Annotated in this window: 11 protein-coding genes; 4 read left to right on the forward strand and 7 right to left on the reverse strand. The window is 69.4% G+C overall.

Annotation, left to right across the window (positions count from 1 at the left end; all coding sequences use genetic code 11):
* Positions 1-160: 160 nt before the first annotated feature.
* Genes E1295_RS22980 through E1295_RS22995 form a run of 4 tightly spaced genes read right to left on the reverse strand, consistent with a single transcriptional unit; the run spans position 161 to position 3,536 of the window.
* Positions 161-796, reverse strand: coding sequence for a response regulator (locus E1295_RS22980; RefSeq protein WP_132604903.1), 636 nt, complete (start codon positions 794-796; stop codon positions 161-163).
* A gap of 3 nt (positions 797-799) precedes the next feature.
* On the reverse strand, positions 800-2,071 hold the full coding sequence (locus tag E1295_RS22985) for a sensor histidine kinase (RefSeq protein ID WP_246080250.1): 1,272 nt from the start codon (positions 2,069-2,071) through the stop codon (positions 800-802).
* Between the two features lie 29 nt (positions 2,072-2,100).
* Positions 2,101-2,823, reverse strand: a complete 723-nt coding sequence (locus tag E1295_RS22990) for an ABC transporter permease (protein ID WP_132632482.1) — start codon at positions 2,821-2,823, stop codon at positions 2,101-2,103.
* Positions 2,820-3,536, reverse strand: coding sequence for an ABC transporter ATP-binding protein (locus E1295_RS22995; protein ID WP_132632484.1), 717 nt, complete (start codon positions 3,534-3,536; stop codon positions 2,820-2,822). Before E1295_RS22995 ends, E1295_RS22990 begins: the two co-directional genes overlap by 4 nt.
* Positions 3,537-3,696: 160 nt before the next feature.
* On the opposite strand from E1295_RS22995, the gene E1295_RS23000 reads away from it, so the two are divergent.
* Both E1295_RS23000 and E1295_RS23005 read left to right on the forward strand, forming a co-directional pair.
* Complete coding sequence (locus E1295_RS23000) at positions 3,697-4,542, forward strand: ABC transporter ATP-binding protein (protein ID WP_132632486.1); 846 nt, start codon at positions 3,697-3,699, stop codon at positions 4,540-4,542.
* 29 nt (positions 4,543-4,571) lie between these two features.
* Positions 4,572-5,390 (forward strand): ABC transporter permease, encoded by an 819-nt coding sequence (locus E1295_RS23005; RefSeq protein WP_132632488.1) that lies wholly within the window; start codon positions 4,572-4,574, stop codon positions 5,388-5,390.
* Between the two features lie 506 nt (positions 5,391-5,896).
* On the opposite strand, the gene E1295_RS23010 is transcribed toward E1295_RS23005, so the two are convergent.
* From E1295_RS23010 to E1295_RS23020, 3 genes are all read right to left on the reverse strand, one after another.
* The gene (locus tag E1295_RS23010; protein WP_132632490.1) at positions 5,897-6,613 is read right to left on the reverse strand and encodes a 4'-phosphopantetheinyl transferase family protein; all 717 of its coding nucleotides are present in this window, start codon (positions 6,611-6,613) and stop codon (positions 5,897-5,899) included.
* A gap of 146 nt (positions 6,614-6,759) precedes the next feature.
* Positions 6,760-7,422: a response regulator transcription factor gene (locus E1295_RS23015; RefSeq protein ID WP_132632492.1), complete on the reverse strand. Its 663-nt coding sequence runs from the start codon at positions 7,420-7,422 to the stop codon at positions 6,760-6,762.
* Entirely contained in the window at positions 7,409-8,359 is a 951-nt protein-coding gene (locus E1295_RS23020; RefSeq protein WP_132632494.1) for a sensor histidine kinase, read from the reverse strand. The genes E1295_RS23015 and E1295_RS23020 overlap by 14 nt, the downstream gene beginning before the upstream one ends.
* Positions 8,360-9,174: 815 nt before the next feature.
* On the opposite strand from E1295_RS23020, the gene E1295_RS23025 reads away from it, so the two are divergent.
* Together E1295_RS23025 and E1295_RS23030 are read left to right on the forward strand one after the other, a co-directional pair.
* Entirely contained in the window at positions 9,175-11,919 is a 2,745-nt protein-coding gene (locus E1295_RS23025; protein WP_132632496.1) for a helix-turn-helix transcriptional regulator, read from the forward strand.
* 219 nt (positions 11,920-12,138) lie between these two features.
* Complete coding sequence (locus tag E1295_RS23030; RefSeq protein ID WP_166427367.1) at positions 12,139-13,071, forward strand: aldo/keto reductase; 933 nt, start codon at positions 12,139-12,141, stop codon at positions 13,069-13,071.
* The last annotated feature ends 27 nt before the right edge of the window (positions 13,072-13,098 follow it).

Here is a 13,098-nt window from a genome sequence, read left to right on the forward strand (position 1 = left end):
CCATTCCGATTCGGCGGCAGGCCGAAGACACAAGTCAGGAGAAGGAAAACCTCTGACCCATTACCTGACTCATCGCTGAGAAAAAAGGAAAAGAGGGAACGGCCGCCTCTTCAACGGTACGAAATCCACCGGTGGGCGGCCCACCCCTAGGCGCCCTTAATCAGCCGTCGGCACCGGGCCTGAGCAGGCCGGTCTCATAGGCCACCGCGACGGCGGCGGCGCGGTCGTTCACCTCGAGCTTGGCGAAGATGTGCAGCAGGTGCGTCTTCACGGTGGCCTCGGTGATGAACAACTTCCTGGCGACGTCGCGGTTGGTCGCGCCACGGGAGATGAGCGAGAGCACCTCGAGCTCGCGGCGGCTGAGCATCTGCTGCTGCGGCGCGCGGATCTTCTGCGTCAGCACGCCCGCCACCGACGGCGACAACACCGTCTCGCCGCGCGCGGCGGCCTGCACCGCGCTGCGCAGCTCGGCGCGCGGGGTGTCCTTGAGCAGGTAGCCGGTCGCGCCCTCCTCGATGGCCGGCAGCACGTCGACATCGTTGTCGAACGTGGTCAGCACGAGCACGCGGACGCCGGGCGACTGCTCACGCAGCCGGCGGATCAGCTCGGCGCCGTTCATCTTCGGCATGCGCAGGTCGGTGAGCACGACGTCGGGGTTGGTGCGCTGGACCACCGCCAGCGCCTCGAAGCCGTCGCCCGCCTCGCCGACGACCTCGAACTCGTCGTCGGTGAAGATCCCCCGCAGTCCGTCGCGGACGACCGGGTGGTCGTCCACGATGATCAGGCGAATCGGCATGTGTCACCCGGCGTCTCTGAGCTGGTCGGACGGACCGGACACGGCGTCGGCGGGGATGGCCGGCACGGTCGCGGAGATGCCGGTGCCCTCACCGGGCGCCGACTCGATCTCGAAGTCGCCGGCCAGCCTGGTCACGCGCTGGCGCATCGCGATCAGCCCGAAACCACCCGCCTCGGAGGCGGGCGCGTGGGAGGAGATGTCGGGCGGCCCGGGGACGAATCCGGCTCCGTCGTCGCGTACATCCAGCACCACGACATCTTCCATGTACGACAGGGTGAGAGCAACTCGTCCGGCCGAAGCGTGCTTGGCGACGTTGGCCAGCGCCTCCTGCGCCACCCGCAGCAACGTGATCTCCACCTCGGCGTGCAGCGGCCGGGCGTCGCCGTTGACCGACAGGGAGGCGGTCACGCCGGTCGTCTCCGACCACCGGTCGGCGACGTCCCGCACGGCGGCGGGCAACTGGGAGCCGGCCAGCGGCGCCGGGCGCAACGCCTGCACGGATCTGCGGGCCTCGTTGAGGTTCTCCCTGGCCAGCGTGCGTACGGTGTCGAGGCGGGCGAGCGCGGCCGGCGTGTCGTCGATCGCCTCCTCGGCGGCCTCGATCTGCGTGACGATGGCGGTCAGCCCCTGCGCGATCGTGTCGTGGATCTCCCTGGCCATGCGCTGCCGCTCGCCCAGCACCCCCGCCTCGCGGGCCTGCGTCAGCAGCCGGGCCTGCAGGCCCGCGTTCTCCTCCGCGAGCGCGGCCAGCTTGGCGCTGGTCTCCCGCAACTGCTCGATCATCACCTTGCGGCTCTCGTTCTGGTCGGAGATGGTCTGGATGACCAGTCCGATCGCGGAGGCGATCAACGCCGCGATCAGGAAGGAGAACAACATCTCGCCGGGACTGCGCCCGGCCTCCGGCCGCATGGACACCAGCACGCCGGCCGTCGCGGCCACCCCTCCGTAGGCCCACCACCGGGGCAGCAGCCTGAACGACTGGATGAACGCCGCCGGGCCGGTCACCGTGAACACCGAGTCGATGCTGACCAGCGCCCCGATGGCGGCCAGCAGGATGACGAAGTAGACGACCGCCACCACCGGGTGCCTGGCCCATTCGGGATGCACGCCGATCAGGAACCAGTGCCAGGCCATCGCGAACGACGCCAGCACCAGCGTCTCCAGCCGCCAGTTCTGCGCGAGCGAGAAACCGGCGGGCAGCAGGATGAACAGGTAGGGCAGCGCGGGCCACACCCGGTCCCAACGCGAAAGGCCGGGTCCGGTGGAGGTGACCACCGATCCCGACCCTTCACGGCGGGCGCTGCTTACCACCGGAACGCCTTGACCGCGACACCGGCGGTGACCAGGCAGATGCCCACCATGACCAGCATCGCCACGGGAGAGGCGGCGTGGCCCTCCCAGCCGTTGCGGATCGTCTGCACGGCAGGCGCCATGGGCAGCATGTCGCCGATGGCCCGCATCGAGCCGCTCATCGACTCGCGGGGGATCACGGCGCCGGAGATGAACACCATCGGGAAGAACACGCTCAGCCCGAGCACGGTCGCGGTGCGGCCGGAAGGGACGACGGCGCCGAGCAGGAAGCCGATGCCGCTGAGGCTCAGCGCGCCGAGCACCCACGCCAGGACCACGATGCCCGGGTTGGCCGGGGCGGACAGGTCGTAGCCGATGGCGCCGATCGCGATGAGCAGCGCCGTGCCGAGAAGGGCCATCAGCATGTGGGCGATCCACTGCGCGCCGAACAGCATGCCGGGGGAGGCGGGGGTGGCGAGCAGCCGCTTCAGCACCCGGCGCTCACGGTACTGCGCCAGCGTGGCCGGCAGGATGACCAGCGTGGCCAGGCCGATGACGAAGATGCTCAGCATCGGCACGTTGGCGTCGACCGACGGCAGCCCGCCGGGAAGGGGCTTGCCGCTGCGCAGCTTGACCCAGATCATGATCGTGGGGAAGGCCAGCGCGAAGAACGCCGACATGGGGTCCCTGATGATCAGCTTGAGCTCGACCGCGATGACCTGCGTGATGCCTTTCATGCCGCCTGCCCTCCCGTCAGCGCGAAGTACGCGTCCTCGAGCGATTCGGTACGGCCCTGGGTGATCAGCTCGCCCGGGGTGCCGTGGGTGATGACGCGGCCCTGGTCGATGATCGCCATGCGGTCGCACAGCGCCTGGGCCTCGTCCATGAAGTGGGTGACCAGCACGACGGTCACACCGCGGTCGCGCACCTCGCGGACCAGGCCCCACGTCATGCGGCGGGCGGACGGGTCGAGCCCGGTGGTCAGCTCGTCGAGGAAGACGACCTCCGGGTTGCCGACCAGGGCCAGCGCGATGAACAGGCGCTGCTTCCAGCCGCCCGACAGGCTCGCGAAGCTGGAACGCTGCCGGTCGGTCAGTCCCCAGTCGTCCATCAGCTTGCGCCAGTCGGCGGGCTTGTCGTAGAAGGACGCGTACATCCTCAGCGCCTCGCCCACCTTGAGCGCGTCGGGCAGCGCGGCCTCCTGCAGCTGCACGCCGATGCGGGGGAGCAGCTCGCGGCGGTCACGCTGCGGGTCGAGGCCCAGCACCCGCAGGACGCCGCCGTCCCGCTCGCGCAGGCCCGACATGCACTCCACGGTGGTGGTCTTGCCGGCGCCGTTGGGGCCGGCGATGCCGAAGATCTCGCCCTGCTCGACCTGCAGGGATACATCCGTCAGAACGCGGCGGCTTTTGTAGCTTTTACTCATGCCCTCGATTTCGATGACTGTCATGTTTAAAGAATCATCGGGATCCGCCGTATGCGACATCCCCCGAACGGTTGATAGGGGGTCAGCCGCCCGATTCCGGGTCCGACCTGCGAATTAGCCTTCCGACCAGGTGAAACGCTGATTAGGGGTGTCGTACGCGCCGCTGATCCCCAACTCTGAATGCATGAGCGATACAGCGGTGCGCGTGCGTGAGCTGCGCAAGCGATACGGCGACGTGGTCGCCATCGACGGCGTTGACCTGGATATCGCCCGTGGCGAGGTGTTCGCGCTCCTCGGCCCCAACGGCGCAGGCAAGACGACCACTGTTGAGATCCTGGAAGGCCATCGCCGGCGAGACGCCGGCGAGGTCAGCGTGCTGGGGGAGGACCCCGGTGTGGCCGGCCGCGCCTGGCGCTCCCGCCTCGGGATGGTGCTGCAGTCGGCCACCGACGCGGCCGAGATGACCGTACGCGAGATGGTCCACCACTACGCCCACTACTACCCGAAGCCCCGCGACCCCGAGCACGTGATCGAACTCGTCGGGCTCACCGGCAAGGCGGACGCCCGCACGCGCAACCTCTCCGGAGGCCAGCGGCGCAGGGTCGACGTGGCGCTGGGCGTGCTGGGCAACCCCGAGCTGCTGTTCCTGGACGAGCCGACCACCGGTTTCGACCCCGAGGCCCGCCGCCAGTTCTGGAGCCTGATCTCCCGGCTGGCCGACGAGGGCACCACCATCCTGCTGACCACCCACTACCTGGACGAGGTCGAAGCGCTGGCCAACCGGGTCGGCGTCATCGTGCAGGGCAAGGTCGTGGCGCTCGGCGAGCCGTCCACGCTGGCGGGACGCTCGCAGGCCATGGCGACCGTCAGCTGGACCACCGCCGACGGCGACCACAGCGTGAAGACGTCGACGCCCACGCAGGTCGTCGCCGAGCTCAGCGGCCAGTTCGACGGGGAGATCCCCGAGCTGACCGTGACACGTCCGTCTCTCGAAGACGTCTACCTCGGCCTAATCGGAGATCACTCGTGACCACCACGTTGTCAAGACCACCGACACGGATGGCCGGCGCGACAGCCGCGCCCCTGCCCAGCGCCGGCCGGCTGGCACTCAAGCGCGGTGCGCTGGAGCTCAAGAGCTTCTTCCGCACCAAGGGTCAGTTCATCGTCATCTTCTCACTTCCCGCGATCATGCTGATGCTGCTCGGCGCGATGCAGTCGGGCAAGCCGGACTTCAACGGCGTCACCGGCGCCCAGATCCTCACCGCCGGCATGATCGGCGCCGGCATCATGGGCACCACCTTCCAGAACCTCGGCATCAACGTCGCCCTGGAGCGACACGACGGGACGCTGAAGCGCCTGTACGGCATGCCGATGCCGCGGATCGCCTACTTCGGCGGCAAGGTCATCCAGGTCCTCGTGTGCATGGTCGCCGAGGTGGCCCTGCTCGTCGTGGTCGGGGTGGTGCTGTTCGACGTCGCCGTGCCCAGCACGCTCGACCGATGGCTGACCCTCGCCTGGGTCCTCGCCCTCGGCGGCGTGGCCTGCACCCTGCTCGGCATCGCGGTCGGCAGCCTGCCGAAGTCGGCGCGCGGCGCGAACGCCATCATCACGCTGCCCTTCCTCATTGTGCAGTTCATCTCCGGCGTCTACATGCCCTTCTCCGACGTGCCGGCCTTCCTGCAGTTCATCGCGTCCCTGTTCCCGCTCAAGTGGATGACCCAGGGCATGCGCTCGGTGTTCCTGCCCGAGCACGCGGCGGCGCTCGAACCGGCCGGGTCGTGGCAGCTCCCCATGATCGCCCTCGTGCTCGCCGCCTGGTGCGTCGGCGGGCTGGTGCTGTGCATGAAGACGTTCCGCTGGACCGCCAAGGACAGCTGACCGGCGGGGAGAAGCTTGCGCAGGACTTGTATCCCGGAAGGAGGGGAGCACGGCGTACGCACAGATCACGGTGACGGTGGCGGGCCTTCAGGACGCCACCGTCATCCTCATGCCCGGGGCACCCGGTGCACCCGCCACCAGGATGGGACCACACCGCAGGGAAGACCAGACCACCGTGGAGGCCGGCAAGGGCCGGGGGCTCGCTGGGCTCGCGTGACGCACTGTGGAGCGCGGGGGCCGGGCGTCACCCTGGGCTCGCGGCGTAGAGCGGAGGGCCGGGCGGCTGGAAGGCCCGGGACGTCACCATGGGTTGCTGGCGCGGTGAGGAGCGCCGAAGGGGCCGGGGCGTCACCATAGGCCGTGGGGCGCGGTGAAAAGCGCCAAAGGGTCGAGGCGCCGGGGCGCTGGGACGTGCGCGTGCCGGAAGCGCCGGGCCGGGCCGGGCCAAGGCCGGGCGAAGCCGATGGGGCCGGGCCGGGGCCTGGCCGTGGCCGCGTGCGGCCGCGTCAGGCCCTGACCGGCTGCGGCACGGGTCGCCTGAGCACCGGGCGGTGGCGGCGCGAGGCCGTGCTGGCGGCCATGACGATGGCGGTGAGGATGAGCCCGTCACGGGCCATGTACTTGCCGGTGAATCCCGTCAGCTGCTGGCCGCTCACGTGCGGGCCGGTGACCAGGAGCCGGGCGGAGAACGCGCCCAGGACGGGGTTGAAGGTCAGGATCGCGTCCTCGAAGTCCAGCCACCGCTTGGCCAGCGGGAACCAGGCCTTGTAGACCGACTCCTTGGCGGAGAACAGCAGGCGGTCCCAGGAGACCTCGGGGTGGTCGACGGACAGCGCGCGCAGGGCTTTGCGCTCCTCGGCCAGCGAGACGGCCTCGAGGACGCCGTTCGACAGCGGCTCGTTGGGTTCGGCGTCGATGCCGATCGTGATGGTGTCGCTGCCGGGGCTGACGACGGCGCCGCGGTATCCCGCGCAGTGCGTGATGCTGCCCACGAAGCCCTTGGGCCACTGTGGTTCGCCGCGCAGGCCGGGCAGGAGCGGCTGCGGCGGCAGGCCGAGCAGGCCCATGGCCTGCCTGGCGCACATGCGTGCCGTGACGAACTCCTTGCGCCGGGTCTCCACCGATCGGCTGATCACCTCTTCTTCAGCGGGGAAGAGCATCGCGTCGTGGTCGTCGAAGGTGTCGACGGCCACCACCCACGGGGGGAGGATGCTCCCGATCAAAGCATTGGTGTTCACCATTCCAAGCTAGGTTCGGCCTCGCCGGGAGAGAACGTTTGCCCAGGTCTTCTCGGGCTGTCCGGAGCCGGTTGCGGGGTGAACCCGCCCCTGGAAGGGGGTACGACTGACCGAAATGTCCCTATTTATGGTTAGTTGTCGGATCGTGCCCGCGACGGCGTGATCAGGGAGGCTTCGATCGCCCGGTTGACGGCGTCGATGCGCGACGCGGCCCCCAGCTTCACGAAGATGTTGCGCAGGTGGCGCTTCACCGTGGCCTCGGTGGTGTTGATGCGGGCGGCGATCTGCCGGTTGCTGAGCGCCTGCGCCGCCAGTTCGAGGACCTCGCGTTCCTTGCTCGTCAGCACCTCGGTGGGAGCGCTCTCCATCTGGGCAAGACTCTCACGCGAGACGGCCAGCACGATACGGTCCGGTTCGTCGTGCACGCTCCGGATCGCCGACACCAGCTCGTGCCAGTGCACGCTCTTGAGCAGATAACCGCGGATGCCGGCGGCGAGGAGCCTGCGCAGCAGCTGCGGGCCGTCGTACATGCTGAGGATGATGATCTGCGTGTTCGGGACCTCGCTGCGCAGCCGTGTCACGGTGTCGGTGGCCGAGTCGCCGGGGATCTCCACGTCGAGCAGGAGGATGTCCGGCTTCTTGTCGGCGACCAGGCGGAGCGCGTCGTCGGAGGTGCCCGCCTCGCCGACCACGACGAGGCCGTCCTGGGCGTCCAGGATCTCCCGGAGTCCCTCGCGGAACAGGGCGTGGTCGTCCACGATGGCGATCGTGGTGGGCGGGTCACTCCTGATCATCGGGGCGCCTCTGGATGGGCACGGCGAGGTCGACTCTGGCGCCCATGCCAGGTTTGCTGGCGATCGTCACCGTGCCGCCGAGTAACTGGGTGCGCTCCCTGATGGACGACAGCCCGAGGCTGCCCTTCGGCGCTTGCCCGTCGGGGTCGAAACCGCACCCGTTGTCGATCACACTTGCGACCAGCTCGTGCGGCGCGACGTCGATCCTGATGAGGATGGCCGACGGCTCCCCGTGGGTGAGCGCGTTGCGGGCCGCCTCACGCAGGATCAGCAGGCACTCCTCGCTGACGGTCGCGGGCGCCCAGGTCTGGTCGCCGTTGACGATCAGCTCGATCTGCACGTCGTCCGTCCCGATGACGTCCAGATAGTTGAGCAGCCCCTTCTCCAAGGTGCTGCCCCCCGGGGGATGGAGGTCGGAGGTGACCTGGCGCAGGCTGTACATCGTCTCCTGGATGGCCTGCTGCGCCATCTCCAGCTTGGCCAGTGCCTTCGCCGGCTCCCCTGGGCGGTACATGTTCGACAGCTCCAACTGGCGCTGGGCCACGCTGAGGCTGTGGCCGATGCGGTCGTGCAGCTCCCTGGCGATCCGCCGGCGCTCGGCCATCTGGGCCTCGGTCACCTTGTTGAGCAGGATGCCGGTGTAACTGTTGGCGGCCTCCCTGATGCGCAGGGAGATGCTCTGTTCCAGCGCCGTCACCACGAGCCTGAGCATGTGAGCGGCATGGGTGTCGTGCTGGAGCCGCTGGCTCAGCGTGGTGAACGCCGCGCGGAAGAACACCGAGGCCGCCATCAAGGACTCCCTCGGATGGACGCCCGCCGACGCCCTCGCCACGCCTATGTCCCAGGCCAGGAAACGGGACGTCTCGTCGTCGTCCTGCAGGCGTCCCGCACGCAGTGCCCCCGCCATCTCCGTCAGGATCTGGCCTGCGTTCGTCATGACCTGGGTTTTCGTAACCTGATCATTGATCAACACGCTACCGATGGCCGCAAGTCCCTGCTCGTACTTGCTCAGTATGTCCGCTCGGCACTCCTCGATAAGGCTCGCCGGCCCCGTAGCGTCTTGCTCACCCGTATGCGCAATTTCTCCCACCGTGTCCCCTTGGAGAGTGCACGAATGCTTACATCTTGGGTCAACACTGGTGAGTAGGCAACTGTATGCCGATGACGGGCATACGCGGAGTGGTGCCCGAGCAGCCTCTTTCGGCCCTGTGACCTGCTGAAACAGGGTGCGACATGCAAATGTCAATATTCCGTGAACAACGCGTGCCGGGCCGGGGTCGGTGCACCGGCTCGTCCGGAGTGCCCGGCGAGACGGCGGCCGACGTGAGCATCACTCGTATTAGCGCGATTCACATTAATAAGTCATAACGATACTCGTCAGTAAGGTTTGGGCCGCCCTCCACCCCCTCCCGCGTACGCCGGCCGCGGGGGCCGGGAGCCCTTGCGCGACCCGCGGGGGTGCGCCACCCGGCGCGGGCCCGCGATGACTCGGACCTGCGTCTGGTCCGAAAGGTGAAGACCGGATGGTCCATACGGAGCGACCCGCGTTATTAAGGATAAGTCGTATTGTGAGCCCCCAGAGCCGCACCTAACGTGATGAGCGTCAACCCAGTAACGGGTGCGGAAGGGGTTGAGGTCGTGCGGCAGGTTCGACGGACCAAGACATCGAAGCCGAGAAAAGAGCGGAAAAGCTCGCTGGACCTCAGAACTCCATCCGGTCGTGAATTGCCTTTCTAAAAGGGGTGTCCAATCATGGGGCTGTTCGAGAGAGATGCGGCCATGACCTCCATGCACGGCCTCCTCGCCGAGGCCGTTGGCGGCAAGGGCAGGGTCGTGATGGTGACGGGGGTCGTCGCGACGGGCAAGAGTGAGCTTCTGCATGCCTTCGCCGAACAGGCACTCGAACGGGGCGCGCTGCCGCTCGTGGCCTCCGCCACTCAGGCGGAGAGCGATATTCCGCTGGGAGTGCTCGGCCAGCTCTTCCAGAACGCGCCGCTGCGCGAGGACGTGCGCGCGGTCGCGGCCGACCTGCTGCGAGAAGGCGCGGAGATGGCCTCGCCCGCGAAGGGCGACCGCGTGGAGCAGGTGGACGTGCAGATCGTGCACTCGCTCTGCGCGGTCCTGCTCTCGCTGGCCGAACGCCATCCGCTGGCGATCGTCGTCGACGACGTGCACCTCGCCGACCGGGCCTCGCTGCTGTGCCTGTCGTACCTCGTCCGCAGGTCCAGGTACGCGCCGCTCGTGACGGTCTTCAGCCAGGCCGAGTACCGCCGGCACATGCACGGATTCTTCGCCACGGAGATGCTCCGCCAGCCCCACTGCACCGCGGTCAGGCTGGCGCCGCTGTCGTACGACGCCGCGCTCGGCATGACGGCCGAGCGCCTGGGCGAGGCGGTGGCCAAGGAACTGGCGCCGGAGTGGCACGCGCTGAGCGGCGGCAACCCGCTCCTGCTGCGCGGCCTGATCGAGGACCACGAGGCCGGCGGGAGCGCTCCCGCCGAACGCTACGGCGAGGCCGTGCTGTCGTGCCTGCACCGGGCCGATCCCGGGCTCATGCAGATCGCCGGCTGGCTCGCGGTGCTGGACGACCCGGCGCTCCTCGAGCGTCTGCTCGGCTCCGAAACCGCGTCGGTGTCGGACGCCATGCACTGGCTGGAGACCGCCGGACTGCTGGAGTCGGGCCGCTTCAGGGCCGAGATCGCCAGGCGGACGGTGCTGGCCGAGCTGAGCGACGAGGTGCGCCGCAGCGTGCACCGGCGGGCCGCCGAACTGCTGCACGAGGAGGGCGCCGACGACGTCGTGATCGCCGAGCACCTGCTCGGCGCGGACGCGACCGACCTGCCCTGGGCCGTGCCCGTGCTGGAGACGGCGGCGCTGCACCGGCTGGACGACGGAGCCGTCACCGCGGCCGTCGACCTCCTGAAGCTGGCCTGGCGCGGCTGCACCGACGAGCGACGGCGCACCACCATCGCCACGGTGCTGATGCGCGCGGAATGGCGCATCAACCCCAGCTCGCCCTCCGAGCACCTCGCCGAACTCACCGACGCCCTGCACAACGGCACCCTGCGCGGCAGCGACGCGGTCGTGCTGGCCAGGGCGCTGCTGTGGCACGGCAAGGTCGACGACGCCTGCCAGGTGCTCGAACACCTCAAGGAGAGCGGCGACACCGAGCCGCAGACCGTGGCCGAGCTCATCGGCACGCGGCTGTGGTTGCGCTGCTCCGCGCCGCCGCTGCTGGCCCACGTCAACCGGTCGACCAGCGAGCAGGCCAGGGAGGCCGTGCTCCCCGTACGCGTGAGCCGGCGCCTGGAGTCGATCAACGCGCTGACCTCCGTACTCACCCGAGGGCCGCGCGAGCGCATCCTCGGCACGGTCGAGCGCATCCTGCACAGCTCCCGCCTGGACGAGATGTCCATGGACACCGTCGAGAGCTCCCTGCTCGCGCTCACCTACGGAGGCTGGCCGGACAAGGCCGCGCCGTGGTGCGACGCCTTCATCGAGGAGGCGCAGTCGCGCAGCGCGCCCGCCCGGCGTGCCCGGCTCACCGCGATCCGCGCCGAGATCGCCATGCGCCGCGGCGACCTGGAGACCGCGGCGTCGTGCGCCAGGCAGGCCCTGGAGCTCATCCCGCCGGCCAGCTGGGGTGTCACCGTGGGCGGTCCGCTGGCCAACCTGATGCTCGCCAGCACGGCCATGGGGCAGTACGACAAGGCGCTGGCCCAGGTCAACACCCCGGTGCCGGACGCCATGTTGCAGACCCGCTTCGGGCTGCACTACCTGCACGCACGCGGGCGCTACCACCTCGCGGTCGACCACCCGGCGGCGGCGCTGCGCGACTTCCGGTTCTGCGGCGAGCTCATGGCCGAGTGGGAGATGGACACGCCGGGGTTCATCGCCTGGCGTACCGACGCGGCGGAGGCGCTCATCAGGATGGGCGAGCAGGCCGAGGCCCGTGCCCTGATCGAGGAGCAGCTGTCCCGCTGCGGCCCGACGGCCTCCCGTACGCACGGGATCGCGCTGCGCCTGCTGGCCGCCACGAGCGAGCTGCGGCACCGGCCCATGCTGCTGCGGCAGTCGACGGACCGCCTGCAGGCCTGTGGTGACCGCTACGAGCTGGTCCGGTCGTTGTTCGACCTCACCGAGGCCTTCCACAGCGTCGGTGAGTTCCGCAGGGCCGGCATCATCGCCAGCCGTACGCGCATCCTCGCCCAGGAGTGCGGCGCCCAGCCGCTGAGCCAGGCGCTGGACGGCGACGGCGCGGCCGCCGCCGAGGGGCAGGGCTCCGAGATCAGCAAGGTGGTGGCCATCCTCAGCGACGCGGAGCGGCGCGTCGCCGGCCTGGCCGCGGTCGGTTACACCAACCGTGAGATCGCCGCCAAGCTGTTCATCACGGTGAGCACGGTCGAGCAGCACCTGACCCGCATCTACCGCAAGCTCGGAATCACTCAGCGTTCCGATCTCCCTCCCAACCTGGAGCTCAGCCCCACCATGCGCTGACCTGTCGAGCTCCCCGAACTGCCCACCGTGCGGACCCCGCGCGGTGGGCAGCGACATTAACAATGTGTATAACGAAGAGTTGCATGCAGTGTCAAGGGTGGCTAAAACGCCAAGAAGTTTCCATATTCGTTCGTTGTCCCCGGCGGATAGGGGTTGTCGGGAGAACGGGCCCCACAGATCGTATGTACGGACGGTGAGGGTCAATTGGAGGGAAGTGTTGTGGACAGCAGAAGACTGGGTGACACGGGGCCGATCACCTCGTGTCTGGGCTTCGGGTGTCTGGCTCTCTCCGGCGTGTACGGCGAAGTGGCCCGCGCGGAATCGCTGGCGTTGCTCCACAACGTGCTCGACACCGGTGTGACATTGCTCGACATGTCCGACGACCACGCCGGCGGTGAGGTCGAACGGCTCGTCGGCGAGGCCGTCAGGCCCTGGCGCGACGACGTCCTCCTCTCGACGCGCACCCTCCAGCGCCCCTCCGGCGGCACGAGCCTGCGGAAGGCGTGCGAGGCCTCACTGAAGCGGCTCGGCGTCGACCACATCGACCTCTACATCGTCGGCAGGGCCCAGGGCGGCGCGCCCGTCGAGGAGATCGCGGGCCGGCTCGGCGAACTGGTGACGGCGGGCAAGGTACGCCACGCGGGCCTGTCGGACGTGACAGGGGACGAGCTGCGCCGGGCGCACGCGGTCCACCCGATCACCGCCCTCGGCCTGGAGTACTCCCTGTGGCACCGCGACCCCGAGCTCGACCAGCTCCCTGTGGCCCGCGAGCTGGGCGTCGGCCTGGTCGCGGGACGGCCGCTCGGCCGCGGCTTCCTGGCCGGGCGCGGCGGCTCCGCCCGCGAGCTCGATCCTGGAGACGCCCGCCGCGCCGACGCCCGGTTCGACCCGGCCAACCTGCCGGGCAACATCGCCCGGCTCAGGAAGCTGGAGGCCGAGGCGGCGACCATGGACGTCAGCACCGGCCGGCTGGCGCTGGCCTGGCTGCTGGCCAGGGGGCCCGACGTCGTCCCGGTGCCCAGCACCCGCGACCCGGTCCACCTGGAAATGAACGCGGGTTCCGTCAGGCTGCTGCTGACCGACGCGACGTGCCGCCGGCTGGAGGCGGCCTTCCCGTACGGCGCCGCCACCGGAGCGCCCCTGCCCGGTTGACCCAGGCCGGGGCGGGGATGCTGCGGG

Origin of the sequence: Nonomuraea mesophila, from assembly GCF_004352805.1 — a bacterium.
Lineage (GTDB): Bacteria > Actinomycetota > Actinomycetes > Streptosporangiales > Streptosporangiaceae > Nonomuraea > Nonomuraea longispora.

What these genes read in the sequence shown, in the direction of transcription:
- E1295_RS22980 (WP_132604903.1), bottom strand. Translation starts at nt 796, where the DNA reads ATGCCGATTCGCCTGATCATCGTGGACGACCACCCGGTCGTCCGCGAC.
- E1295_RS22990 (WP_132632482.1), bottom strand. Translation starts at nt 2,823, where the DNA reads ATGAAAGGCATCACGCAGGTCATCGCGGTCGAGCTCAAGCTGATCATC.
- E1295_RS22995 (WP_132632484.1), bottom strand. Translation starts at nt 3,536, where the DNA reads ATGACAGTCATCGAAATCGAGGGCATGAGTAAAAGCTACAAAAGCCGC.
- E1295_RS23000 (WP_132632486.1), top strand. Translation starts at nt 3,697, where the DNA reads ATGAGCGATACAGCGGTGCGCGTGCGTGAGCTGCGCAAGCGATACGGC.
- E1295_RS23005 (WP_132632488.1), top strand. Translation starts at nt 4,572, where the DNA reads ATGGCCGGCGCGACAGCCGCGCCCCTGCCCAGCGCCGGCCGGCTGGCA.
- E1295_RS23015 (WP_132632492.1), bottom strand. Translation starts at nt 7,422, where the DNA reads ATGATCAGGAGTGACCCGCCCACCACGATCGCCATCGTGGACGACCAC.
- E1295_RS23020 (WP_132632494.1), bottom strand. Translation starts at nt 8,359, where the DNA reads ATGACGAACGCAGGCCAGATCCTGACGGAGATGGCGGGGGCACTGCGT.
- E1295_RS23025 (WP_132632496.1), top strand. Translation starts at nt 9,175, where the DNA reads ATGGGGCTGTTCGAGAGAGATGCGGCCATGACCTCCATGCACGGCCTC.